The following is a 23,371-nucleotide window of genomic DNA, read 5'->3' on the forward strand; positions in this document are numbered from 1 at the left end:
ACGTCCAAAAATAAAACAAACGAAACCTGATTCAGAATAACATCCCGTAACGTATTGACAACAAATCTTTAGAATCTCTCAAAAGCGGTATCACTTGGTTTGTTCCTGCCGCCTAAGCGGCGTACGGATACGTGTAGTAGAAGTGTGTCGCTTGATTCTTCGGCTGTTCGTCAAGCCTGAAAATTCACTGCCATTGTCCGCAAAAGTACATCGTTTCCACCGGATTTTTTACCGATCACGGTATCGATTTCCCAGTGCCCAAACTGCTCTCGCTTCTGGACCTCCGCAGGCCGGAGTTTTTGGAATGGTGGCGGTATAACGTCCGTGTGCAGATCCTGACCTTGTTTTTGCCACTTCGGATCCCAGACTTCATCAGGAAACCATTTGTCTGGGAACAGGATTTTATTCTCGGCATAGGCGATGAAATCTGAAGTGGCTGCCAGTTTGCACCTGCGCCCACAATGACTGCGATTGCGTTCATAGAGGGCTTGTCCGGTCTTCAATACCGTCTGATAGGAACAGCCGATCTTACAGCGATCTCACATGAAGAGCGCTGCTCCTGATGAAGGATCTGAATTTGTCCACCCTGGTTAGGCATTCAAGTGTGTAAAGATTCGATATTTTGTGCTAGGCTTGGAGTAAGCCATTATAAAATCCGCTTCTTTCATTATGGTTTCGTCGCTTTAATGATAACATCGGATTTTATGATGGTGTTTTACTACTCCAATCTATCTGGCTAATTTGATTTTACAACTTGCCAAATAAGTTATTTTTAAAATCAATTGATCTTTAAAGCCGATTAATAAGATGTTTCAAAAAGTAGAACCGCCTTTGTATCCCCAGACTTTTATGGTATAAGGCGAAAGATTCAAAGGAATTAAAAGAGATTTTGCGCATGGATTCATAATTGGTTCACAGAGACTAGCTACACTGAGAAAGTCATCATAGTATGATTCAATGAAGTATTAGAAATTATGTTTTATGAAGAATGGAGATGAGTATATGATTCGTTTGGCTAGATATATGCGGCCCTATCTGTGGCCGACATTTTTTTCCGTACTCTTTGTATTCCTGCAATCATTAGCGAATTTGTATTTACCGACGCTGATGGCGGACATTGTTGATACGGGAATTGTTAAAGGTGATCTGCCTTATATCTATAAGATGGGCACATATATGCTGTTTGTAACGCTTGCTGCCGGAGTCCTGACGGTTCTCGCCAACTATTTGGCGTCCAAGGTGGCTGCTGGATTCGGACGTGATGTGCGAAATAAAATGTTCGCGCATGTTGAGACCTTTTCGTTAAATGAGTTTGATCAAGTAGGGACGAGTTCATTGATCACGCGAACAACAAATGATATTACGCAGATTGAGCAGGTGTATATGATGATCCTCAAGATGATGACAATGGCGCCGCTGATGTGCGTCGGGGGAATCATCATGGCCGTGTACCAGGACGCAAAGCTTTCACTTGTGTTAGTGGTGGCGCTGCCACTCTTGATTGTATCGATTCTTGTACTTGCGCAGAAAGGCCTGCCTTATTTTAAGAAAATCCAGAAGAAAATGGATCGGCTTAATCTAATTTTGCGTGAAGAATTGACTGGTATTCGTGTCATTCGATCGTTTAATCGAGAAAAACATGAAATTGATCGTTTTGATGATGCAAATAAGGATATAACTCATACATCGATTCGTATCAATCAAATTATGGCAGCTGCGATGCCGCTGATGATGCTGATCATGAATTTATCGATGGTGGCTATTGTCTGGTTTGGCGGACTGCGAATTAATAGCGGATCAATGCAGGTCGGGGATTTAATGGCGTTTATTCAGTATGCCATGCAGATTATGTTCTCTGTTCTCATGGGTGCGATGATGTTCATCATGATCCCTCGCGCTCAGATTTCCGCGACTCGTGTGAATGAAGTGCTCGATATTCAACCGGATATTCAGGATACTAAATCTGTGGGCTCCTCGGTCAATGCTGAGAGCGGACTGGGTGTAGCGTTTAAAAGTGTAACATTCAGTTATCCGGGGGCAGAAAAGCCGGCATTAAACGATATCTCATTTACGGCTCGCTCGGGAGAAACGACCGCTATTATCGGCGGAACCGGTGCCGGAAAATCAACGTTGCTGAATCTTATTCCGAGATATTTTGATGCATTGAGCGGAAGCGTGCAGGTGAATGGGGTTGATGTTAAGGCCATTTCCGTTGATAAACTTCGTCGAATGATCGGCTATGTACCGCAAAAATCAGTGCTCTTTACCGGAACCGTGGCAGAAAACATTCGTTACGGAAACGAACGGGCAACAGATGAAGAAATTAAGGAAGCAGCACGTATTGCTCAGGCGAACGAATTTATTCAAGAGATGAGTGAAGGCTACGATTCGATCATTGCTCAAGGGGGGAAAAATGTCTCGGGAGGTCAGAAGCAGCGGCTGGCAATCGCTCGGGCGTTAGCGCGCCAAGCAGATATCTACCTTTTGGATGACAGCTTCTCCGCACTCGATTATCGTACCGACGCGCGGCTCAGAGCGGAGCTTGGACGAATTACGCAGACGGCAGCGTTAATTATCGTCGCGCAGCGGGTAAGTACCGTATTCCATGCAGACAAAATTATTGTACTTGATGACGGCAAAATTGTGGGTCAAGGCACGCACGCCGAACTGATGGAAACTTGTACTGTATATCGGGAAATTGTTGCATCACAGCTGGAGAAGGAGGAACTGGCATGAGTGATAAAAGAAATAAAAGGCGTGCCGGCGGATTCGGTCCTGGACATATGCGGATGCCTGTGCAGAAGCCGAAAAACTTTCGGAAAACATTTCGCCGTCTGATGGGTTATTTGAGACCGCATTATGCGGTATTGGTTGCGGTGTTGATCACTGCAGTACTCAGCACAATTTTTACCATTATTGCTCCTAAATTAATGGGGAATGCGACGACAAAGCTTTTTGAAGGCATGATGATGAAAATGAAAGGTGTACCGGGCGCCCATATTGATTTTAATTATATATGGGGAATTGTGATCGCGCTTGTTCTACTCTATGTACTCAGTTCATTATTTACATTCATCATGCAATATTTGATGAGCGGCGTTTCGCAAAAAATGGTTTATAAGCTGCGCAAGCAGGTCAATGAGAAGCTTGCCCGGCTGCCGGTTAAATATTATGATGCGCATCCATACGGAGATGTGCTCAGCCGTGCGGTTAACGATTCGGAAAACATCAGCAATACCTTGCAGCAAAGCCTGACGGCGTCGATCACGTCGATCATTACGCTGATCGGCGTTGTCGTTATGATGCTGACAATCAGCCCGCTTTTGACCTTGGTGCTGCTTGTGACGATTCCACTCAGCTTTATTGGGATCGCGCAAATCACGAAGCATTCGCAAGGTTATTTCAAGCAGCAGCAGGAGCAGATTGGAATGCTTAACGGCCACGTTGAAGAAATGTTCACCGGTCATCAAGTGATTAAGGCATTTGGAAAAGAACGTGAATCGGTAGGTAAATTTGAATCGATTAACGGTAAGCTCTATAATTCTGCATGGAAGGCGCAATTTTTGTCCGGAATTATGATGCCGATGATGATGTTTGTCGGCAACATTGGTTATGTTCTGATATCAGTTGTCGGTGGTATTTTAGTAATCCATCGATCCATACAGATTGGCGATATTCAGGCATTTATTCAATACGCCCGTCAATTTGGTCAGCCGCTCAACCAGATTGCCAATATATCGAACATTATTCAATCGACCATTGCATCCGCTGAACGCATCTTTGAAATTCTGGATGAGGAAGAAGTTGCGGCGGATGCTGAGGCATCGGAACCGTTGCAGTTACCGAAGGGGCGTGTCACCTTTGATCATGTAGGTTTCCGCTACAAGGAAGATCAGCCACTGATTGAGGACATGACGATTGATGTGAAGGCGGGCCAATCGGTAGCCATTGTCGGGCCGACCGGAGCGGGCAAGACAACGCTTGTCAATTTGCTGATGCGCTTCTATGAGGTGCGCGAAGGAAAAATTACCGTTGACGGCACAGATATCCGATCAATCAAACGTGAACGGCTGCATCAGCTTTTTGGTATGGTGCTGCAGGATACATGGCTGTTTAAGGGAACGATTCGCGAGAATATCGCTTATGGACGTATCGGGGCGACGGATGAAGAAATCGTGTGTGCTGCCGAGGCGGCTCATGCCGACCATTTCATCCGAACCCTTCCGGAAGGCTACGACACCATTTTGAATGAAGAAGGAAGCAATATTTCTCAAGGTCAAAAGCAGCTTCTAACGATTGCGCGGGCGATTCTTGCCGATCCGGTGATTCTTATTCTTGATGAGGCAACCAGCAGTGTCGATACGCGCACCGAAGTTCATATTCAGAAAGCCATGAACGCGCTCATGAAGAATCGCACTAGCTTTGTCATTGCCCATCGTTTGTCGACCATTCGAGAAGCTGATCTGATTCTCGTGATGAATCACGGCCGTGTGATCGAACAAGGAACGCATCACGAACTGCTTGAGAAAAAAGGATTTTATGCTGATCTGTACAATAGTCAATTCGACGATGAAGAGAAGCATCTGGAAATCGGATAATTTAAAACATAGGGCATTCGGACAATTTTCCGGGTGCTTTTTTACTTGGCAATAAATCTTTTTTTGATTTTTTGTTTTACTTTGCGGGCAAGTATATTAAACTCTTTACAGTGGAGTAAAGAAGAAGCGAGGCAGAGTAATGACGAAAAAAATTGTGTTTACCGGCGGCGGTTCGGCGGGACATGTAACTCCGAATTTGGCGCTTATTGATGAACTGAAGGACTGTAAAGTTACGTATATCGGCTCAAAAACCGGGATTGAGAAAAATTTGGTGCAGGCGCATGGAATTGACTATCGCGCCATTTCCAGCGGCAAGCTTCGCCGATATTTTGATCTGAAAAATTTCAAGGATCCGTTCAAGGTGCTTGCGGGTGTCATGCAGGCTTATCTGATTTTGAAAAAGATCAAGCCTGATGTCATCTTTTCTAAGGGTGGCTTCGTATCGGTGCCGGTCGTTATCGGCGGCTGGATGAACCGGATTCCTGTCTATATTCATGAATCGGATATTACGCCGGGTCTGGCCAATCGAATCGCGATTAAGTTCGCAACCAAGCTTTTTGTGACGTTTGAGGAAGCCGGGGCGCATCTGCCAAAGGGAAAAGTTGTCTATACCGGTGCGCCGATCCGCGATGTGCTGCGCACGGGGGACAGAAGCAAAGGTTTGAAGTTTCTTGGCTTTCAAGGAGAAAAACCGGTACTGCTTATCATGGGCGGCAGTCTCGGGGCAAAAAAAATCAATGATGTGGTCCGTGAGCTGCTGCCTGAATTGCTAAAAACGTATCAGATTGTGCATCTGTGTGGTAAAGGGTATATCATTCCCGAACTTGAATCAACGGCCGGGTACAGGCAGTTTGAATTTATCGATAAAGAACTGCCGGATGTCATGGCGGCGGCCTCAATTATTTTATCAAGATCCGGTTCCAATGCGATCTTCGAGTTTCTAGCATTGAAAAAACCGATGATCTTAATACCGCTGCCGTTGCGTGTCAGCCGCGGCGATCAGGTGCTTAATGCAAAGTCCTTTAAAGAAAAAGGATTCTGTGAAGTGCTCGACAATGATTCGCTGACGCCCGATGAATTGAAACAGGCTCTTGCCAAGGTTTATAAAAATCGATATGACTACATTGATCGGATGGCAAAGGCACAAAACGCAACACATGGGATTAAAAGTATATTAAGTGAGTTGAATAAGATAAACTAAAAATGGCCGAGCTTATACTTGGCCATTTTTAGTTTTTGATAAAGATTGTGTAATACTTCTTTAGTTATATTTTATATTTTGATACTCTCATGGCAATTACTTTTTTCAGTACGGCTCTTGGTATTTTTGATATCAGTTTCATACTTCCTGGAAAAATAGTTGTTTTTTTATTATAGAGACCGTCAACAGCGGCTTTAGCAACACGTTCTGCCGACATCAATGATTTCTTTTTATTCGTATTTCCGGCATTATAAAAGAAATTTGTATTGGTATCTCCCGGGCACAGACAGCTTACGCTAATCGCTGAATGCCTTAGTTCATAGTTCAGTGCCTCTGAAAATGATAAGACGAATGCTTTTGAGGCACCATAGACACTATAGTAGGGCAATGGGTACAGGGCAGCTAAGCTTGCTACATTTACAATGTGAATGAACGATTGTGGGTTTTTTAATTGATACACAGGTCAAGCCCGGAAATCATACATTAGAAAAAGCAGATGACGCACATCATTTTTTAATAGGGTGAAAACTAGTTTGCTAACTGGTTGATGAATAGTTTCTATCTGAATGGAGAAACTGAGCATGGAGGTGACGAAAGATGGCGATGCACAAATTGAATCAAGCGAAGGAAGCATGCTTGATTTGCGGACAGGAAAATGTTGAAGGCATCCATATCTGTAATCAATTAATCTGTGATTCTTGTCAGAAAAGAATTGTGGAAACTGATGTGACGGATTGGAAATACAAATTTTATATGAATAAATTAGCAAAGCTTCGGATCGGCCAAAAGGGGCGAGTGATGGAGACAGCGGTTATTCACGCAGGATCGGGAGGAGAAGCAGGCAAATCATGATGCTTCTTTTTTGTACAGAACGGAATATATCGGTATGAGAAAAGCTAAGGCTTCGTCAGCGTCAGGGACTTGGCCTTGCCAAGCTTTTTATTTATCTTGAAAATGAACAGTCGCATTTTCTGAGACCGATTTCCTCGATAAGGTTGTTTTAGTGACTTCTTTTCTTTTTCCTGCATGATTGCTATTTTATGAACGGCTCGTTTTTGCTACACTAAATGCAAAGCAAGTTCCCTTCTACATGGCAAAGGGTTCTTGGGTTAGTGATGCGGAGGTGCGGGCAGTGGTTGTCAACTTAAAAATAAGGAAACAAATGATGCCTCTGGCAAGTCTGGCTGTCGCCCTGCTCGCTGCGATGACTTTATTAACGATCAGGAATTCAGCCAGCAATCCGATCCTAGACAGCGTCCTGCCTTTCTTCTTTTTTCTTTTTTGTTTTAGTCTGGGACTCTATTTATGGGTTATGAATAAACGAGCGAAAGGAGAACGTACGCTGATCTTTTGCTTGGCAGATATCAGTCTGTTATGGCTTGCCTGGGGTGCCGGCCGTACGGAACACGAACGATTCCTTTGTCTTGTTCTCTATCTATTTGTCTTTTATTCTGCACTTATCTTGTTAATGCAGGTGCTGCAGAACTATTTTTCATACTGGGGCCTTACATGGATGTCTGGGAAAACCAAAATCACTTTGATCGGCAGTACCGCATCAATGTTTGTGGTTTTTTTATTAGCCAGCGTTACAAACCGTGCAGGCGTACGTTCAGTATCTATGCTGTATGTGGCGGTCGTGATGATTTCTGCAATGGTCATGGCCGTCCGTGCTTCCAGACGCTATAGCGATCCCGCGTACAGGCCGATGTTGCAGACACTGACACTGGGGCTGATCCTTTCCTTTCTTCCCGATCTTGTTCTGTCGCTCATTCCTTCAATCATTCAAGACACATTTATCTTTCGTCCGCTCGCAGGTATTTTTTTATTCATTCTGCCTGCTTTCCTGTTTTATTTGGTTGTCTCAGAGCGCTTTTTGGACCCCGATTTTGTAACCATCAGCTTTGTCTACTGTGCAATGATTGCGGCGCCGTCATCTGCAGTACTTGGGGCAGCCTTTTATGCACTGAACCGATGGAATTTGATCGCCTATGATGGTGTTACTGATTATCGCTTTCTCGTTGTTTCTTTTTTAGCTATTTTTACAATTCTTTACATAAAGCAATACTTGGATTATTCACTCAGAAAAAGGCTTTATCCCAAACAACAGGACGCACAAACAAGTATAAACAGATTTCTGCAATGGATGAAAAAAGATTATGGTTTGGGGGACGTCGGCCGGATTATCAAGCGGGAGATGGAGGCAACTCTGCCTGTTGAAGATGTCCGGATGTCTCGGACCGACCCCAAAGAATCAATCGCGGAGACATCCGATTCAGAAAGCGAATCGAAAATTAATCAGGAAAAGGAAGGGCTGGGCAAACTCTTTGCAACTCAGAATGGGTTCCGCATTTTGCTCTACGAGAATGTGCGAAGGAAAATTATACTTACGGGTAAATGGAGCTTGCCGAGAAGGCGGCTGAATCCCGATGAGCGCGTCTGGTTGGAGACGTTGATCAATTATATACAGATCGTCATTGAAAATTTAGCAAATACAAAGGATATGCTGAAAAATTTAGAAGGATCATCCGACCTGAGTACATCCGTGCCGCTTACAGTAAAAAAAATGATGCTGCGCATTTCAGAACGCGAGCGCTGGAAGCTGTCGCGCAGTCTTCATGATCAGAACATGCAGGACCAGCTTGATATTGCTCGTCAGCTTGACGCATGGGGGGCAGACGCCGATAATCCGGAGTCGAAGGCGCTGATGGTGAAGTTTCGTGAACAGATTCTGGACAGCGTCTATGTACTCCGCCAGGTGATCAATGATCTTCATCCAGAGTTTATCTATCGAACGGGTCTTAGAACAGCACTTGTTGAACTCTTTAATAAAGTAAATCTGAGCGCTAATTTCACATTGCATTGGGCGGTTGACGAACACTTGGACGGATTTCAGCGTGAATGGGAAATGGCTGTTTACCGGGTGGTTCAGGAGCTTTTGAATAATGCACAGAAGCATTCGCGTGCCCATCTTGTGATGCTGAAACTGCGAAAAGAAAACGACCTTTTTACACTTAATTATTCGGACGACGGCATTGGGCTTGATGTCTCAAAAATCGGCAATTCATTTGGGACAATGGGGTTTCCGGGTATGATCGGCAGAGTCGAAGGTCTCGGCGGACGCATCACTATTCGATCGGAAAAAGGAAAGGGTTTAGCGATTACCATGCAATGGACAAGCAAAGAGATCTATACTGGATGATTGGAGGTGGAACGGATGATTAAAAACATTTGGCAGCAATGGAGACGCTCAATTCTGTTTCTAGCTGCGCTAACTTATTCCTTGGTCCTTGCCGGTCATTTTATGGCGGTTATTCTTGATCGACCGTATGTCGGCATTTATACCGTGCAGGAAAATAATCAGATCAAGGTAAGATCCGTTGCTCCGTTCAGCTGGGCCGAGTCCGCAGATATACGGGCGGGTGATCGCATCGTCAGTGTTGATGGTCGGCGCGCGGGGGATAACAGAAACATTTCAAACTTCGGTATGGTGGGGCAGGCGAAGCAGATCACTGTCGCAAGAGAAAACTCTGTGTATTCTCTTCAAATTGACAACGGCACTTCGGAGTGGGCACTGCTTTTCTATTTAATTATTCCGCTCGCCTTTTTTACCGCCTGTTTTGTGGCAGTTTTGTTCCTTTATTTGCGCAAAGAAAGCAGCCCTGTAGTGCGGATTCTGATTGCGCTGCTGATTACGGTCAGTCCGGTACTCTTTGAGATGTCGGCCAATGCCAGGCATGATAGCTGGAGCCTGCGGCTGACTAGTGTGGCAATCGTGTTCACGTTGATTTTTCTCGTACATTTTCTTCGTAATTATTTTTCAGTGTGCGGATGTCTTCTCGTGTCCAACTGGCTGCTTGTCTGTCTCTATCTGTGCGGTTCCTTGATTGTCATAAACAGCTGTTTCTTTACATCAAGAGAAGTCAGCGCCTATTATCAGCAAGAATTAGTCTTTTCTGTTTTCGTGTTTGGACTGCTGTGTATTCAGCTGACACGGCTCTATTACCAGATCCGGGCGTCTGAGTACGGCCGCATCATCCATTTGCTCATGGCCGGATTTTTTCTTGCATTATTTCCTTTTATTGCGCTTTACGCACTCCCAAATATGTTTGTTGGAACATCGCTAGTCCCTGTGGAGTGGACGACACCGTGGATGATTATGCTGCCGGTGACCCTATGCTATATCGTGTTGTCCTCAGCACTGATTGATATGTCTTTTTATATTGGACAATTTGGCTATTACTGCGCACTGAGCTTCGCCATTACCTTGCTGATTCTGATCAGCTTTCTCGGGCTGGTTCAGCGCCATATAACAGAAAGCCCTGCCGATGTAGCCAGACTCGGAGCCTTGTGTTTTATCCTCGGACTGATCATTTTCTATATCAAGGAGTACACCGATTATTATTTCAGCAAATATCTTCATCCAAAGAAAAAGGAGCGACAGGCAACGTTAAACCAGTTTCTGCAAAAATCCAAAACCGAATACACGCTGCGCCATGTCGATTTGATGCTGCGGCGTGCTGTTCTGTCACAGCTTCCGGTCGAAGAAGCCGTTTTGTTTCTTGTAAGTCCGAAGGGCAGGCTGCGTCAAGTGAACAAAAATGCGCCGTTGTTGATGCGCCACATGTCGGTTATCGCAGAAAACGACTTTGATTTAAAGAAAAGCAATAGTGGATTCACTGCTCTGCTTAAGGATGATAGAAGCAATAAAGTTGTGCTTGTCGGTAAGTGGATGAAACCGGGCAGGAGTCTCACTCTCGATGAAAATATGTGGCTTGAGACATTGGTAAGCTACGCACGTGTTGTCATCGATAATTTGTATAAAACGGAAGGACTCATGCAAGCCTTTCATCATCTTGAGAACAATCGCAAAAGAATTCCACATGCTATGAATCGATGGCTGTTCTCCATTTCAGAACAGGAAAGGGCGCATTTATCCCGAGACATGCATGATACAAATATTCAGGATCAATTGGCGATTGCCCGTGAAATTGATGCAGCAGTTAAGAAAATCCGTCATCCCGAGACCGTCAGGCGGCTCAGTTATATTCGCGAACGTATGCTTGATAATGCTGAAGAAATGCGCAAGATGATTCGAGAATGGTATCCGGCGGATATTTTCAATGGAAGATGGGGAAGTGCACTTGATGTGTTATTCCAACGGGTCAATTTATTGGCAGACTTTCATCTGGAAACGCATGTTGCCGATATACCTCGAAGCCTCTCCAAAGAAGTCATACTCTGTCTTTATCGAGCCATTCAGGAATTGCTGAGCAATGCCGTGAAGCATGCGCAAGCGTCCCGAGTCCGATTACACCTTGTTTTTGAAGGGGGCAGCTGTCTGCTCCATTATCAGGATGACGGGAAGGGACTGGGCAAAACAGCCATCGATCCTTTTTTCAGCACAACAGGGCTGACAGGGCTGATCAGCAGGGTCGAGGGATTGGGCGGGAACGTCACATTTGGAACTATGGAAAAGACAGCCGAAGGATTATCTGTGCAGATTCATCTGCCTGTTAACGATAAAATGAACGATTAAAGGAGTTGGGCCTTATGACATCAGTATTAGTGATTGACGATCACGCAGTAGTTGCAAGCGGAACAAAGACGGTGCTGGAAAATGCAGGATTCAAAGTCGAGACCGAGCAGTCGGCAAAAATGATACAGGCTATTCTACAGGAAAGGAACTATGACCTCTTCTTAGTGGATCTCAATATGCCGGATATGGATGGCATGGCAACAGCCGACTTAATTTTAGATTTGGATCCCGATGCCAAGGTTATTATTTATACAGGCTATGAAACAGAAATCGAGCCTCTTTTTGCATCGATGATTCAAAGGGGCATCGCTGGAGTTGTCAGCAAGTCTGCATCCATTGATTCGCTGATTGCCGCCTTGCATGCGGCGCTTCGTGATGAGGTTCTGCTTCCAATTTGGCTTTTTCAGCGCCTTCAAATAGCAGATGCAGCACGGGCGGATGCGGCACGTATGGAGAGGGCGAAAGTGCATTTGAATCAAAATGAGCGAGCTATTCTGGCTGCGGTGATGCGCGGCGAGACCAATCGCGAAATTGCTCAAAATTTATTGATCGGTCAGAGGACCGTCGAAAAACATCTGACTGGAATCTTTCGAAAACTAGGCGTTCACTCACGAATTGAAGCCGTTGAAAAAGTCAACGAGCTGGGTATTGGGAGTGGGCTGCATGGGGCAAAGTCTATCCGACAGGAGAAAACAAACAGCTAAAAACAAAACTGGGTCACAGCCACCTATTACCTCAGAGTGCGCGATCACGCATTAAAAGTGCGTGGTCACGCATCAGAAATGCGCGTTTATGCGGTCTGATCTATATTATGATAGGTATAAGGAAAATGCAGGTGAAAGGTGGCGACTAGATGGATCATTTACTTAATCCGACGATCTTTGACTTTTTTGTAACCTACAGCCTTTTGCTCGCTACATGTTTGTTATTTGAGAAATATGTACGACGAACCCTGACCTATAATCGCGGTGTTTTCTTGTCTTTATTCATTGGTTACGTTATGTTAACCGTGCTGCTTACCATTCAGCCGATGAACGTCATGGAGCGGTCGATCGTGGGTGTCAACGGTGCTTTGTTTAATTTGGAACCATTTCGAATGATCATTTTGCAGATGCAGAGTGCTCAAGGACATTGGCTTCTTATGTGGGGTGTTTGTCTGCCGATTCCTTTTATGTTTTTTGTTGGTTTTATAACGCGAGGCCGATTCACATGGTTAGGACTCGTTGTAATTGGTATGTTTGCTTCTTTAGCAGTGGAACTGATTCTCTATCTCATGAATGGAATTCCTCAATTCCCGAAACACCTTTTTGATGTCGATGCTCTGATTCTCAACGGAATCGGTGTTTTCTTCGGCGCGTTGCTCTTCCGATGGATGGAAGCCAAACAATGGATGAAAGATTGCATATCGGAAACCATGTCTACTCGATGAAACCTCTCTGTCTCTATAAACTTAAGCTGTTCCTATTTTGCAGCGGCGTTCATTTGCCTCACAGACCTTCCTCATTAGCGACCAAGCTGCGCCTCATGGAGTTGATTTGTATGAAACAATCAGCCGGATTCATTATTGGCATTCTTCTCTTATTGCTTAGTCTCGTGATTTTTAATTCCGGAGCGTCCAATAATAATGCTGCTCTTTCTCTTTTTGTTGCTGCTTTACTGATTATTGGCGTCACCGAGCTGACGATTAAGATCGGGAAAAAAAGATGAACGGACACAGCTACGTTCTTAGTCAGATGATCTTATTAGAATAAAAACCCTTCGGCTAATAATGGTTGAAAAATCCTTGACTATGCTAAAATGAAGATATAAAACGTCAGGGAAGTTTACTAATGAATCAACAAAAGACACCCGTCTATGACGGATTAATTGAATATCGCAGAAAACAAGCCTATTCCTTTCACGTTCCCGGACACAAAGATGGTCAGGTTTTTCCTGAAAAAGCGGAGTCTGTTTTTAAATCAATCCTGACCATCGATGCGACAGAGGTGGCAGATCTAGATGATTTATATCATCCGGAGGGGATCCTTCGCGAGGCGCAGCAGCTTCTTGCAGCATATTACGGCGCGCGCGCCAGCTATTTTCTTGTCAATGGATCAACGGTTGGAAACTTGACGATGGTTCTTGCTACATGCGATCCTGGCGATATTGTTTTTGTTCAGCGTGACAGCCACAAGTCTGTTTTCAATGCATTGAAAATGGCGCAGGTCCGTCCTGTATTTATCGCTCCGTCTGTTGATTCAGGGTCCGGACTTGCCACGGGGATCGAACTCCAGACGTTTGTCGAATGCATGAATCGTTACCCACAGGCAAAAGCGCTTATCTTGACGTATCCAAGTTATTACGGAATTGCATCAAAATCAGTGGGTCAGTTAATTGCCTGTGCCCATGAACAGGGGCTGCATGTCTTGGTGGACGAAGCTCATGGACCGCATTTCAAAATCGGCGCACCCGTTCCTCCGTCAGCTCTGGATCTGGGTGCCGATCTTGTTGTTCATTCGGCGCATAAGATGCTTCCGGCAATGACGATGGGTGCTTATCTTCATGTTAACTCAACACGCGTTTCACTGGATAAAATTGAGCGTGTTCGAGCGATGCTGCAGAGCTCAAGTCCGTCTTACCCGATCATGGCCTCGCTCGATTTGGCGCGTTATTACATGGCGGCTCTTGACAGCGTACGAATCGGCCGGATGCTTGCACGTCGCGATGCCTTTGTTCAGTCCCTGTGTTCGATTGGCCGGTTAAGCATTCTGCATGCGGATTCGGATCAATTTATGCTTGATCCGTTTAAGGTGGTCATACAGCCGAATACTCGAGAGAATGGTTTTGAAATTCAGCGGAGGCTGATCGCTTCTGGCTTATATCCTGAAATGGCTGATCCGCGTCACATCCTTCTGGTTCTCGGCTTATCCGAGGACATCAATTATGAAGAGACATTTCGCTGCATCAATCAGGTCATTTCTAAATGTGCGCCAGGTTTTTCGGCTGATCAGGAACAGGTGCCTTCGTTCCCCAAATTCAGTTCACTTGTCGATTCGTATCGGAATTTGGCGACCATGGGCAGCGAACATAGAGAGCTGAATCAGGCAGTCGACCGGACTGCAGCAGAATCGGTGATCCCATATCCACCGGGAATTCCCATTGTTGTTGAAGGCGAGCGTGTGACGGAGCGTGGTCTGGAGCTGATTCGGTATTGGCAAAATGCCGGGGCAGTCTTTCAAAATGAATGCATGGATCAAGGGAAAATCAAGGTTTATCACTCGAGGGAGCAGCATAAGAATGACACATAAGGGATTTTTTATTACATTTGAGGGGCCGGATGGTTCGGGAAAAACAACACAAATTCATCGATTAGCGGAAGAGCTGGAACGTTGCAGTCTCCCTTACCTGCTTACAAGAGAACCTGGAGGAACAGAGATCGGCGATAAAATTCGAACAATCATTCTGAATCCTGACCACCCTGAGCTGGCTGAGAAGACAGAGATTCTTCTTTATGCGGCCTCAAGAAGTCAGCATGTGATTGAAAAAATCGTACCGGCTGTTAACTCCGGAAAAATTGTTCTGTGCGACCGTTTTGTCGATGCATCGATTGCATATCAAGGTTATGGTCTGGGCCAATCCATTGATCTTGTTAAAATGATTAATGAATTTGCAACCGGAGGCATTTCGCCGGACAGAACATATCTGATTGATGTTTCACCGGAGACCGGCCGAAACAGAATGAAGAAGAGAAGCGGGGCTCCGGAAACGGGGGTCACGAAATCTGCAGATGATCTGGATCGGATTGAAATGCGTGCGCTGACTTATCATAAACGTGTTCGAGAAGGATTTCTCTCAATCTATGAAGAAAATAAATCACGTATTCGTCTGATTGACGGTGAGAAGAATCATGATCAAGTTTTTCAAGAGATTATTGCTGATTTTTCCCAGTTTATCAGCCGTGGTGTTTAATTTTTATTTATAAAATGTTTGTGCGAAAGGAATGATTGCGATGAAATTGGTTGTTGCTGTTGTTCAAGATAAGGATAGTAATTTTCTGCAGCAGGCACTTGTGGATGAAAATTATCATGCAACGAAATTGGCAAGCACAGGCGGATTTCTGCGTTCGGGCAATACGACCTTCATTATCGGTACTGAAGATCACCAAGTAGACGCATTGCTTGAACTAATCAAGGAACATTGTCATAGCCGCAATCAAGTGATTTCACCGATATCCTCACTTGATGCGAATGCAGACGGCTATATGATGCACCCGGTGGAAGTTGAAGTCGGTGGCGCGACGGTATTTGTTCTTGATGTTGATCAATTCAAGCATTTTTAATACCTGTCTGATAAGAGGAGGCTTTATTTAATGGCGATTAAGATTGATCGGCATACAAATCTGGGCGAGTCCGTGTCCAAACGTGAAGGAGCGACCGTACAACCGCGCACATCGTTTGAGCACACGTTAAGTAATCAGAAGAACGCGATGAAGGGCAACGCGTTGAAAGAACTGCTCAATAAGGTAGACGAACAGGCAAAGCGGGTATCCGGTTCACGTACAATCCGTGATTTGCAAATTTATAAAAAATATGTGCGTTCTTTTCTTCAGGAAGCGGTACAAACCGGACTAGGGACATCTCAATCTCGTTCGTGGCAGCAAGGTGGGGCCCAGCAGACATTGGTTAAGACTGTGGATCAGAAACTAGTGACGCTGACGAATGATTTATTGGATAAAAATAAAGAGGAACTAAAATTGCTTGATCAGCTTGATGAAATTCGCGGTATGCTGATTAATCTTTATATATAAATGTTGAAAAATCAGGAAAGTGAGCGAAGTATGAATTGGCAGGAGTTAAGCAAGCAGCAGCAGACCGTGGCGAAAGTGCTTCGCCACGCCATTAAAAGAGATGAATTGGTACACGCCTATTTGCTTGAAGGCCCGAGGGGGACCGGAAAGCGCAACGTTGCCCTGCTTGTCACGCAAACTTTGTTTTGTGAAGCACCTACCGACCAGGGTCCTTGCATGACGTGTAGAAATTGCCGTAGAATTGCTTCTGGAAATCATCCGGATGTTATTTGGATTGCGCCTGAAGAAGGGGCAGCATCGATTAAAAAAGAACAAATTGCCTATTTAATGAAAGAGTTCGCTTATCGTGGCGTCGAATCTGGGCGAAAGGTGTTTATCATTGAACAGGCAGAGAAAATGACTGCCCAAGCAGAAAACAGTTTGCTCAAGTTCATTGAAGAACCGCATCCGGGAACACTGGCTCTGCTTGTGACCGATCAGATTCATCAGCTTTTGGACACAATTATTTCCAGATGTCAGGTACTTTCATTTGTGCCGCTCTCGGATCATAGCCTGTTTCGGCGTATGACCGCGGAAGGATTGCCGGTATCCTTGCTGAAGTCGGCGATCGCTTTGACACATGATTATGAAGAGGCCTCGCGTTTATGCAAAGAGGAATGGTTTGCCGAGGCGCGTTCGCAAGTGTTACAATTAATGCAAAGACTATTCAAATCTATAGAGTCAGTACTGCCTTATATTTATGAAAAATTCTCTCCCAACTTTGATGATAATCAGAAAATGGCTGTCGGCTTAGATCTAATGCTTCTTTGGTACAGAGATCTTCTGTCGCTTCATTTGAATCGTCAGGAGGAAATTGTCTTTGAAGATCAGATGGACAAGCTCAAAGAGCAGATGCTTTCGCTTTCATCTGATCGAACGATCCGGGCGATGTCACTTATTTTGGATGCTCGAAGACAGCTGGATGCTCATGTTAATGGTGTAAGTGTGATGGAGCGGCTGGTGATCAGGTTAGGAGGTAACTTAAATGAATTATGATATTGTCGGCATTCGTTTTAAGAAAGCCGGTAAGGTCTATTACTTTGACCCGGATCAATTGGCTATTCCGGAGAACGCGCAAGTGGTTGTTGAGACAACGCGCGGGATCGAGTGCGGGACAGTGGTCATTGGGAAAAAGACGGTAGACGAAGAGGACGTTGTCCTGCCGCTAAAGAAAGTTGTGCGGATTGCAACAGAATCCGACGAATTGCAAGTGCGCAAGAACAAGGAAGACGCGCAGGCAGCAATGGATATTTGCCTTCAGAAAATATACAAACACCACTTGGAAATGAAGTTGGTGGATGTTGAATATACATTTGACCGCAATAAAATTATTTTTTACTTTACCGCTGATGGGCGCGTTGATTTTCGCGAGCTGGTTAAGGATCTCGCAGCAGTATTCAAGACAAGAATCGAACTGCGGCAAATTGGTGTCCGCGACGAAGCAAAGATGCTTGGCGGCATCGGCCCTTGTGGACGAATGCTCTGCTGCTCAACATTTCTCGGCGATTTTGAACCGGTATCGATCAAGATGGCCAAAGATCAGAATCTCTCCTTGAATCCTGCAAAAATCTCAGGTGTTTGCGGGCGGTTAATGTGTTGTTTGAAATATGAAAACGATCAGTATGAATCGGCGAAGAAGGCGTTGCCGGATATTGGCGCGCCGATTAATGTAAGCTATGGCGCGGGTCGCGTTGTCGGATTGAACATATTGGAACGGTTGGTCCAGATCGAGCTTAAGGAACAAAATAAAGTCGTTGAGTATACATTGGATGAGCTTATTGAAGAAGGGGTTATTTCTTCGCAAGCCACTAAATAAGAGGTGGATGAACTTGGAGAAGAAGGACATTTTCTCACAAGTCAGTCATTTAGAGGAGAAACTGGGACAAATTTATGTGGATTTCGGCAATTTGAAAGCGCAGCTTGCGGCATTGATCGAAGAAAATCAGAATCTCACTCTAGAAAATGAGAATCTGAGAAAACGCATTGATGATGCCGGAAAGCGTACTCACGGTTTGGAAAGCAAAACTGCTCCGAAATCGGGGGTCGTCTCCGAGCCGGATGTCGGCGAGGGCTATGACAACTTGGCGAGACTCTATAAAGAGGGCTTTCATATATGCAATCTGCATTACGGTAGTGTCCGCAAAGACGGCGACTGCTTATTTTGTCTTTCGTTTTTGAATAAAAAATGATTGCTGATTTAGGTGGGCAATCGGAACGCATTGTTTGGGTGAAGGTAAATGAGTGAGCAGAAAATAAATAGTAACGAGCGAATCGATTATCTTTTCGATACCGATCTGAAAATTATTCAATCCAGTGATCTTTTCCCATTTTCATTGGATTCTGTTCTATTGGCTCGATTTGTCTATGTGCCGATTCAAAAGGGCAGGCTGGTTGATTTATGCGCCGGTAATGGCGTTATTGCTTTCTTGTTATCCAGGCGAACAAAGGGGCGACTCACCGGTGTCGAAATTCAGCCTGAAGTATGTGCGCTGGCAAAACGAGGCGCCGTGCTGAACCATTTGGAGCAACGCGTTGATTTTTTATGCGCAGACGCTAAACGCATCGATGAAAAAATCGGTCGGGGCACCTGTGATGTCGTGACCTGCAACCCACCTTATTTTACAATCGATGAAGCGCGCGACATGAAGCGGAACAGGCATTTGGCCATTGCCCGACATGAGCTGTTGATTACACTTGCAGATGTGCTGTCAGTGAGTGCACGTTTGTTGAAACCGGGCGGAAAGCTCGCACTCGTGCATCGTCCGGAGCGATTGGCCGATATTTTGGCAGGGATGCGTGCTGAAGGCATAGAACCGAAAAGAATGCGCTTCGTACATCCCCATCGGCATAAACCGGCAAATATGGTGCTGGTTGAAGGAACGAAAGGCGGGAAGCCGGGACTTTCTGTACTTGCACCGATTGTTGTGTGTCATTCGGACGGCAGCTACACGGAGGATGTGTGGCCGCACTCATGAGTCACTACAGTGTCTACATTTTAGAATGCGCGGATGGCAGTCTTTATACGGGTTACGCGGCTGACGTTGCGAAACGGTTCGCGCTTCATCGCAGTGGAAAAGGCGCGAAATACACACGCAGCCATAAGCCAATGCGTGTCGTTTATCAAGAAGAACTTAAAGACAAGTCTGCGGCGATGCGGCGCGAATGGGCGATTAAGCGTTTGACAAGACAGGAAAAACAGGCATTAATTCAAAGGAGCGGAACAGATGTGGGAGCAGCGCAGTTTTCAAGGCGATCATGAAGGAAAGGGGAGTCTGTTTCTCGTTCCGACGCCAATCGGCAATCTGGATGATATTACGTATCGGGCACTTAATGTGCTGAAAAACGTTGATGTTCTCGCAGCAGAGGATACCCGGCACACGATGAAGCTGTGCTCGCATTTCGATATTCACGCGCCGCTCTTCAGTTATCATGAGCATAACAAGAAAACAAGCGGTGCAAAGCTCATCGCCGAACTGGAAGGCGGGAAAAATGTAGCGCTGGTTACTGATGCCGGAACGCCCGGTATTTCCGATCCGGGAGCAGATCTTGCAGCAGCCTGCATTGCACATGAAATTCCGGTCGTGCCTCTTCCCGGAGCGAATGCGGCAATTAGCGGATTAATCGCGTCGGGCCTGTCAACTGATCATTTTCTGTTCTATGGTTTTCTTTCGAGGGTAAAAAAAGAGCGCAGTCAAGCACTTCAAGCACTGGGCACGTTTCCATACACGATCATTTTTTATGAGTCGCCCTTTCGTGTCAAGGACACCTTGAAGGATCTTCTTGGAACTCTTGGCAATCGCCACATTGCGCTGTCTCGTGAATTGACGAAACGCTATGAAACGATTGTACGTGGGACAATCAGCGATGTGCTCGATTTTTTGAGTAATGGGGAAGTGCCAAGGGGTGAGTTTTGCCTGATCGTTGAGGGGAGCAGCGAATCAGAAGCGCATGAACAAACTTTATGGTGGTCAAGCCTCGCTGTACAAGAACATGTCGATCATTATATTTGCGAGAAACAGTTGAGCGTCAAAGAGGCAATTAAGCAGGTAGCGTTGGATCGTGCACAACCGAAACGCGACATTTATCGGATCTATCATCAAATTGAAAAATAGGTAAAAAAGCAAGCATTTACTAGTTTTATAAAACGAGAATTCAAAATATTTTGATCTCTGAATTTAAATTTAACCAAACATACTTGTACCAGTTGAGGAACGATTAAATGAAATCTGCACAAAAAATTATTGAGGCGCTGCATTCTTTAAAAGAATTAAGAAGACGCTTAGCAATGAATGCGGCTATCTCAAAAAATTGACTCTTTATTATGACTACTTTATACGTGAGAAGGATAGCTTTGGAAAGTATGAGGAGTCCCACTGGGGATGACGGGGGCGGCCAGAGCTATAGGTGTTTTTAACGGAAGAAGACGAAGCCTTGCTGCTCATTTTTGATCATGAATATGGTTTGAATTTTTATGTGGACGAAAACGATCATGTTAAAAATTAAATGCGCTTATTTAACGGGATGCAAAAAAAACTGATCAAAAGATTTGTTATCAACAGGCATGAAAATTATTGGAACCTGAACATTAACGTTTCGAGTATACCCGGAGTGCAACCCGTTTCCTGTGCGTCAGGAGTGGCTTGGTTTGCAGGTGGAATTTGGAAGCTCACGCCTGAGTTTCAAGCAATGGTCGAACATGATTCGTTTGCCTCTAGTGATGGAGGCTTTGCTTATTGCCTGCAGCACTTGTTTTCCGAGTCGACAGTGATTACGAAAAAGCAAGTGATCGACTTGTTTGAGATTAGCGATTGGGAGCGAGAAGATAATGAAGAACTGTTTACGTGTATTTCCAATGCGTTCGACAAGTACTATGCCGCTAAACAGCTTTGAATGAGAAGGAAAATTGAGTTTTTCACACCTTCACAAAGGTAATTTTTGAATAAGCAGATTTATTCATGGAAATGATTGGTTTTAAAAGGAGCAATCATGCGTTTTCATTCGGCGGTTTCGCGCTTTTTGCTTTCTTGACATTCAATCCGGCGAAACGTATAGTTTTTAAAGACAGGGATCTTTTGGAAACAGCAAGAAACAAGGAGGCTGCACGGATTTATGACTGAAGAACGCAAATCTTTTTATCTGACAACGCCTATATACTATCCAAGTGGTAGACTACATATTGGCCATGCCTATACGACAGTGGCCGGAGACGCGATGTGCCGTTACAAACGGCTGCGCGGTTATGATGTCATGTTCCTGACAGGAACGGATGAACATGGACAGAAAATTGAGGAAAAAGCGAAAGCCAAAGGTGTTTCGCCAATTGACTATGTTGACGGCATGGTCGCTCAGATTAAACAGCTATGGAAAAAGCTGGATATTTCTTATAATGATTTCATTCGTACGACACAGGGACGTCATACAAAGGTTGTTCAGAAAATTTTTGCTCAACTGGAACGCCAGGGCGATATTTATCTTGGTGAATACGAAGGCTGGTACAGTATTCCGGATGAAACGTATTATACGGAATCGCAGCTCGTTGACATTGAAAAGAACGAAAAGGGCGAAGTGATCGGAGGAAAAAGTCCGGACAGCGGTCACCCCGTTGAAAAAGTTAAAGAGGAATGCTATTTCTTCAAGATGAGCAAATATGCGGATCGCCTGCTAAAATACTATGAAGAGCATCCGGATTTTATTCAGCCGGAATCACGTAAAAATGAAATGATCAACAACTTTATTAAGCCGGGGCTGGAGGATCTTGCAGTGTCAAGAACTTCTTTCTCATGGGGGATTCAAGTACCGAATAATCCGAAGCATGTGGTTTATGTATGGCTCGATGCACTGACCAACTATATTACGGCTCTCGGATATAGCACGGAGGATAACACGAATTACAAGAAATTCTGGCCGGCAGATGTACATCTGGTGGGTAAGGAGATTGTTCGTTTCCATACCATTTATTGGCCGATCATGCTGATGGCACTTGGACTTCCACTGCCGAAAAAAGTGTTCGGCCACGGCTGGCTGCTGATGAAGGACGGCAAAATGTCCAAATCAAAAGGTAATGTTGTCGATCCGGAACCATTGATTGACAGGTATGGTCTGGATGCGCTGCGTTATTATCTGTTGCGCGAAGTGCCGTTTGGATCAGACGGTTTGTTTACCCCTGAAGCGTTTGTGGAACGGATTAACTTTGACTTGGCAAATGATTTAGGCAATTTGCTGAATCGCACAGTCGCAATGTGCCAGCAATATTTTGATGGCAAAGTGCCGGCGTATGCGGGTCAGGCGACCGCTTTTGACGGAGGACTTGAAACGGCGCTTAAAGAAGCTGTAACTGTCGTTGAAGAGCAGATGGAGAATCTACAGTTTTCCGTAGCGTTGTCGGCTATTTGGAAGCTCGTCGGGCAGAGCAACAAATATATTGATGATACGCAGCCATGGGTGCTGGCAAGGGATGAAGCGAAGAAGGACGAGCTTGCTTCAGTCATGGCTCATTTAGTCAATACAATTCGCAGTGTGGCAATCATGATTCAGCCGTTCTTCACATCCACTCCGTCAAAGATGTTCCGTCAGCTTGGCATAGGCGAGCAACCGGATCAGGCTTGGGATTCAATTAGTGATTGGGGCGTCAATAGGGGGCAATGGACGGTGCATAAAGAGCAACCGATTTTCCCGCGCCTTGAGATTAAGGAAGAGATCGCCTATATAAAGTCACAAATGCGCGGCGCATCGGGCACGAAGCCGAACGGCAATAAAGAAAAGAAATCGAAAGCAGTTGTCGAAGCACCGGTGCAAGTTCATTTGGATGATTTCCAGAAAATCGATTTGCGTGTTGCCGAAGTGCTGCAGGTTGATAAAGTTAAAGGCGCTGATAAGCTGCTTAAGCTCCAGCTTGATCTCGGCTATGAGAAGCGGCAGGTCGTTTCTGGCATCGCTGAATTCTATAAGCCTGAAGAATTGGTCGGTATGAAAATCATTGTGATTGCTAACCTGAAGCCGGTAAAACTGAGAGGTGAGCTTTCACAAGGCATGCTTTTAGCGGGTGATGCAAACGGCACGTTAAAGGTAGCAACGGTTTCAGGACCACTGCCGAACGGCACAAAAATTCGCTGATTTAGCGATACGTGAAATAGGAAGGCGGGAGATGAGCGGGTTTGCGCGCAAATCCCGCCTTTTTGCTTCACGACGATGGTGAAAAGTTGGGGGGAGCA

Annotated in this window: 22 protein-coding genes and 1 pseudogene; 21 read left to right on the forward strand and 2 right to left on the reverse strand. The window is 45.1% G+C overall.

Annotation, left to right across the window (positions count from 1 at the left end; translation table 11 throughout):
* Positions 1 to 115: 115 nt before the first annotated feature.
* Positions 116 to 647: pseudogene (locus tag NIE88_RS23005) on the reverse strand (transposase); the annotation flags it as partial.
* Positions 648 to 1,002: 355 nt separating this feature from the next.
* On the opposite strand from NIE88_RS23005, the gene NIE88_RS18290 reads away from it, so the two are divergent.
* From NIE88_RS18290 to murG, 3 genes are all read left to right on the forward strand, one after another.
* On the forward strand, positions 1,003 to 2,736 hold the full coding sequence (locus NIE88_RS18290) for an ABC transporter ATP-binding protein (RefSeq protein WP_253064393.1): 1,734 nt from the start codon (positions 1,003 to 1,005) through the stop codon (positions 2,734 to 2,736).
* On the forward strand, positions 2,733 to 4,598 hold the full coding sequence (locus NIE88_RS18295; protein ID WP_253064400.1) for an ABC transporter ATP-binding protein: 1,866 nt from the start codon (positions 2,733 to 2,735) through the stop codon (positions 4,596 to 4,598). Before NIE88_RS18290 ends, NIE88_RS18295 begins: the two co-directional genes overlap by 4 nt.
* 139 nt (positions 4,599 to 4,737) lie before the next feature.
* Positions 4,738 to 5,799: an undecaprenyldiphospho-muramoylpentapeptide beta-N-acetylglucosaminyltransferase gene (gene murG, locus NIE88_RS18300; protein WP_253064401.1), complete on the forward strand. Its 1,062-nt coding sequence runs from the start codon at positions 4,738 to 4,740 to the stop codon at positions 5,797 to 5,799.
* A gap of 64 nt (positions 5,800 to 5,863) precedes the next feature.
* Here the strand turns inward: murG and NIE88_RS18305 are convergent, their stop codons facing one another.
* Entirely contained in the window at positions 5,864 to 6,259 is a 396-nt protein-coding gene (locus tag NIE88_RS18305) for an SDR family NAD(P)-dependent oxidoreductase (RefSeq protein WP_253064402.1), read from the reverse strand.
* Between the two features lie 137 nt (positions 6,260 to 6,396).
* On the opposite strand from NIE88_RS18305, the gene NIE88_RS18310 reads away from it, so the two are divergent.
* From NIE88_RS18310 to metG, 18 genes are all read left to right on the forward strand, one after another.
* Positions 6,397 to 6,651: a sigma factor G inhibitor Gin gene (locus NIE88_RS18310; RefSeq protein WP_253064403.1), complete on the forward strand. Its 255-nt coding sequence runs from the start codon at positions 6,397 to 6,399 to the stop codon at positions 6,649 to 6,651.
* Between the two features lie 280 nt (positions 6,652 to 6,931).
* Positions 6,932 to 8,998 carry a sensor histidine kinase gene (locus tag NIE88_RS18315; RefSeq protein WP_253064404.1) on the forward strand — a complete coding sequence of 689 codons (2,067 nt, stop codon included), beginning with the start codon at positions 6,932 to 6,934 and terminating at the stop codon, positions 8,996 to 8,998.
* 15 nt (positions 8,999 to 9,013) lie between these two features.
* Positions 9,014 to 11,335 (forward strand): ATP-binding protein, encoded by a 2,322-nt coding sequence (locus tag NIE88_RS18320; RefSeq protein ID WP_253064405.1) that lies wholly within the window; start codon positions 9,014 to 9,016, stop codon positions 11,333 to 11,335.
* Positions 11,336 to 11,349: 14 nt separating this feature from the next.
* Complete coding sequence (locus NIE88_RS18325; protein WP_253064406.1) at positions 11,350 to 12,039, forward strand: response regulator transcription factor; 690 nt, start codon at positions 11,350 to 11,352, stop codon at positions 12,037 to 12,039.
* 149 nt (positions 12,040 to 12,188) lie between these two features.
* Entirely contained in the window at positions 12,189 to 12,764 is a 576-nt protein-coding gene (locus NIE88_RS18330) for a VanZ family protein (RefSeq protein ID WP_253064408.1), read from the forward strand.
* A gap of 110 nt (positions 12,765 to 12,874) precedes the next feature.
* Entirely contained in the window at positions 12,875 to 13,042 is a 168-nt protein-coding gene (locus tag NIE88_RS18335; protein ID WP_253064410.1) for a hypothetical protein, read from the forward strand.
* 122 nt (positions 13,043 to 13,164) lie between these two features.
* Positions 13,165 to 14,622 carry an aminotransferase class I/II-fold pyridoxal phosphate-dependent enzyme gene (locus NIE88_RS18340; RefSeq protein ID WP_253064412.1) on the forward strand — a complete coding sequence of 486 codons (1,458 nt, stop codon included), beginning with the start codon at positions 13,165 to 13,167 and terminating at the stop codon, positions 14,620 to 14,622.
* A complete protein-coding gene (tmk, locus tag NIE88_RS18345; protein WP_253064413.1) occupies positions 14,612 to 15,283 on the forward strand; it encodes a dTMP kinase in 672 nt (223 codons plus the stop codon). The genes NIE88_RS18340 and tmk overlap by 11 nt, the downstream gene beginning before the upstream one ends.
* A gap of 40 nt (positions 15,284 to 15,323) precedes the next feature.
* Complete coding sequence (gene darA, locus NIE88_RS18350; RefSeq protein ID WP_253064415.1) at positions 15,324 to 15,653, forward strand: cyclic di-AMP receptor DarA; 330 nt, start codon at positions 15,324 to 15,326, stop codon at positions 15,651 to 15,653.
* A 30-nt stretch (positions 15,654 to 15,683) separates the two neighbouring features.
* The gene (locus NIE88_RS18355) at positions 15,684 to 16,121 is read left to right on the forward strand and encodes a YaaR family protein (protein ID WP_253064417.1); all 438 of its coding nucleotides are present in this window, start codon (positions 15,684 to 15,686) and stop codon (positions 16,119 to 16,121) included.
* A 30-nt stretch (positions 16,122 to 16,151) separates the two neighbouring features.
* A complete protein-coding gene (holB, locus tag NIE88_RS18360; RefSeq protein WP_253064419.1) occupies positions 16,152 to 17,156 on the forward strand; it encodes a DNA polymerase III subunit delta' in 1,005 nt (334 codons plus the stop codon).
* Positions 17,146 to 17,976 carry a PSP1 domain-containing protein gene (locus tag NIE88_RS18365; protein WP_253064420.1) on the forward strand — a complete coding sequence of 277 codons (831 nt, stop codon included), beginning with the start codon at positions 17,146 to 17,148 and terminating at the stop codon, positions 17,974 to 17,976. The genes holB and NIE88_RS18365 overlap by 11 nt, the downstream gene beginning before the upstream one ends.
* Before the next feature lie 13 nt (positions 17,977 to 17,989).
* Positions 17,990 to 18,349, forward strand: coding sequence for a DNA replication initiation control protein YabA (gene yabA, locus NIE88_RS18370; protein ID WP_253064422.1), 360 nt, complete (start codon positions 17,990 to 17,992; stop codon positions 18,347 to 18,349).
* Between the two features lie 48 nt (positions 18,350 to 18,397).
* Complete coding sequence (locus NIE88_RS18375; RefSeq protein WP_253064424.1) at positions 18,398 to 19,135, forward strand: tRNA1(Val) (adenine(37)-N6)-methyltransferase; 738 nt, start codon at positions 18,398 to 18,400, stop codon at positions 19,133 to 19,135.
* Positions 19,132 to 19,419: a GIY-YIG nuclease family protein gene (locus tag NIE88_RS18380; RefSeq protein ID WP_253064426.1), complete on the forward strand. Its 288-nt coding sequence runs from the start codon at positions 19,132 to 19,134 to the stop codon at positions 19,417 to 19,419. The genes NIE88_RS18375 and NIE88_RS18380 overlap by 4 nt, the downstream gene beginning before the upstream one ends.
* Positions 19,385 to 20,272 (forward strand): 16S rRNA (cytidine(1402)-2'-O)-methyltransferase, encoded by an 888-nt coding sequence (gene rsmI / locus NIE88_RS18385; RefSeq protein ID WP_253064428.1) that lies wholly within the window; start codon positions 19,385 to 19,387, stop codon positions 20,270 to 20,272. Before NIE88_RS18380 ends, rsmI begins: the two co-directional genes overlap by 35 nt.
* Before the next feature lie 523 nt (positions 20,273 to 20,795).
* Complete coding sequence (locus NIE88_RS18390; RefSeq protein WP_253064429.1) at positions 20,796 to 21,050, forward strand: hypothetical protein; 255 nt, start codon at positions 20,796 to 20,798, stop codon at positions 21,048 to 21,050.
* 177 nt (positions 21,051 to 21,227) lie between these two features.
* Complete coding sequence (gene metG, locus NIE88_RS18395) at positions 21,228 to 23,273, forward strand: methionine--tRNA ligase (RefSeq protein WP_309247056.1); 2,046 nt, start codon at positions 21,228 to 21,230, stop codon at positions 23,271 to 23,273.
* Positions 23,274 to 23,371: the final 98 nt, after the last annotated feature.

It is taken from the genome of Sporolactobacillus shoreicorticis, assembly GCF_024125445.1.
Lineage (GTDB): Bacteria > Bacillota > Bacilli > Bacillales > Sporolactobacillaceae > Sporolactobacillus > Sporolactobacillus shoreicorticis.

What these genes read in the sequence shown, in the direction of transcription:
- NIE88_RS18310 (WP_253064403.1), top strand. Translation starts at nt 6,397, where the DNA reads ATGGCGATGCACAAATTGAATCAAGCGAAGGAAGCATGCTTGATTTGC.
- holB (WP_253064419.1), top strand. Translation starts at nt 16,152, where the DNA reads ATGAATTGGCAGGAGTTAAGCAAGCAGCAGCAGACCGTGGCGAAAGTG.
- darA (WP_253064415.1), top strand. Translation starts at nt 15,324, where the DNA reads ATGAAATTGGTTGTTGCTGTTGTTCAAGATAAGGATAGTAATTTTCTG.
- rsmI (WP_253064428.1), top strand. Translation starts at nt 19,385, where the DNA reads ATGTGGGAGCAGCGCAGTTTTCAAGGCGATCATGAAGGAAAGGGGAGT.
- murG (WP_253064401.1), top strand. Translation starts at nt 4,738, where the DNA reads ATGACGAAAAAAATTGTGTTTACCGGCGGCGGTTCGGCGGGACATGTA.
- NIE88_RS18335 (WP_253064410.1), top strand. Translation starts at nt 12,875, where the DNA reads ATGAAACAATCAGCCGGATTCATTATTGGCATTCTTCTCTTATTGCTT.
- NIE88_RS18340 (WP_253064412.1), top strand. Translation starts at nt 13,165, where the DNA reads ATGAATCAACAAAAGACACCCGTCTATGACGGATTAATTGAATATCGC.
- NIE88_RS18375 (WP_253064424.1), top strand. Translation starts at nt 18,398, where the DNA reads ATGAGTGAGCAGAAAATAAATAGTAACGAGCGAATCGATTATCTTTTC.
- NIE88_RS18330 (WP_253064408.1), top strand. Translation starts at nt 12,189, where the DNA reads ATGGATCATTTACTTAATCCGACGATCTTTGACTTTTTTGTAACCTAC.
- NIE88_RS18320 (WP_253064405.1), top strand. Translation starts at nt 9,014, where the DNA reads ATGATTAAAAACATTTGGCAGCAATGGAGACGCTCAATTCTGTTTCTA.
- NIE88_RS18355 (WP_253064417.1), top strand. Translation starts at nt 15,684, where the DNA reads ATGGCGATTAAGATTGATCGGCATACAAATCTGGGCGAGTCCGTGTCC.
- NIE88_RS18365 (WP_253064420.1), top strand. Translation starts at nt 17,146, where the DNA reads ATGAATTATGATATTGTCGGCATTCGTTTTAAGAAAGCCGGTAAGGTC.
- NIE88_RS18380 (WP_253064426.1), top strand. Translation starts at nt 19,132, where the DNA reads ATGAGTCACTACAGTGTCTACATTTTAGAATGCGCGGATGGCAGTCTT.
- tmk (WP_253064413.1), top strand. Translation starts at nt 14,612, where the DNA reads ATGACACATAAGGGATTTTTTATTACATTTGAGGGGCCGGATGGTTCG.
- NIE88_RS18290 (WP_253064393.1), top strand. Translation starts at nt 1,003, where the DNA reads ATGATTCGTTTGGCTAGATATATGCGGCCCTATCTGTGGCCGACATTT.
- NIE88_RS18295 (WP_253064400.1), top strand. Translation starts at nt 2,733, where the DNA reads ATGAGTGATAAAAGAAATAAAAGGCGTGCCGGCGGATTCGGTCCTGGA.
- NIE88_RS18325 (WP_253064406.1), top strand. Translation starts at nt 11,350, where the DNA reads ATGACATCAGTATTAGTGATTGACGATCACGCAGTAGTTGCAAGCGGA.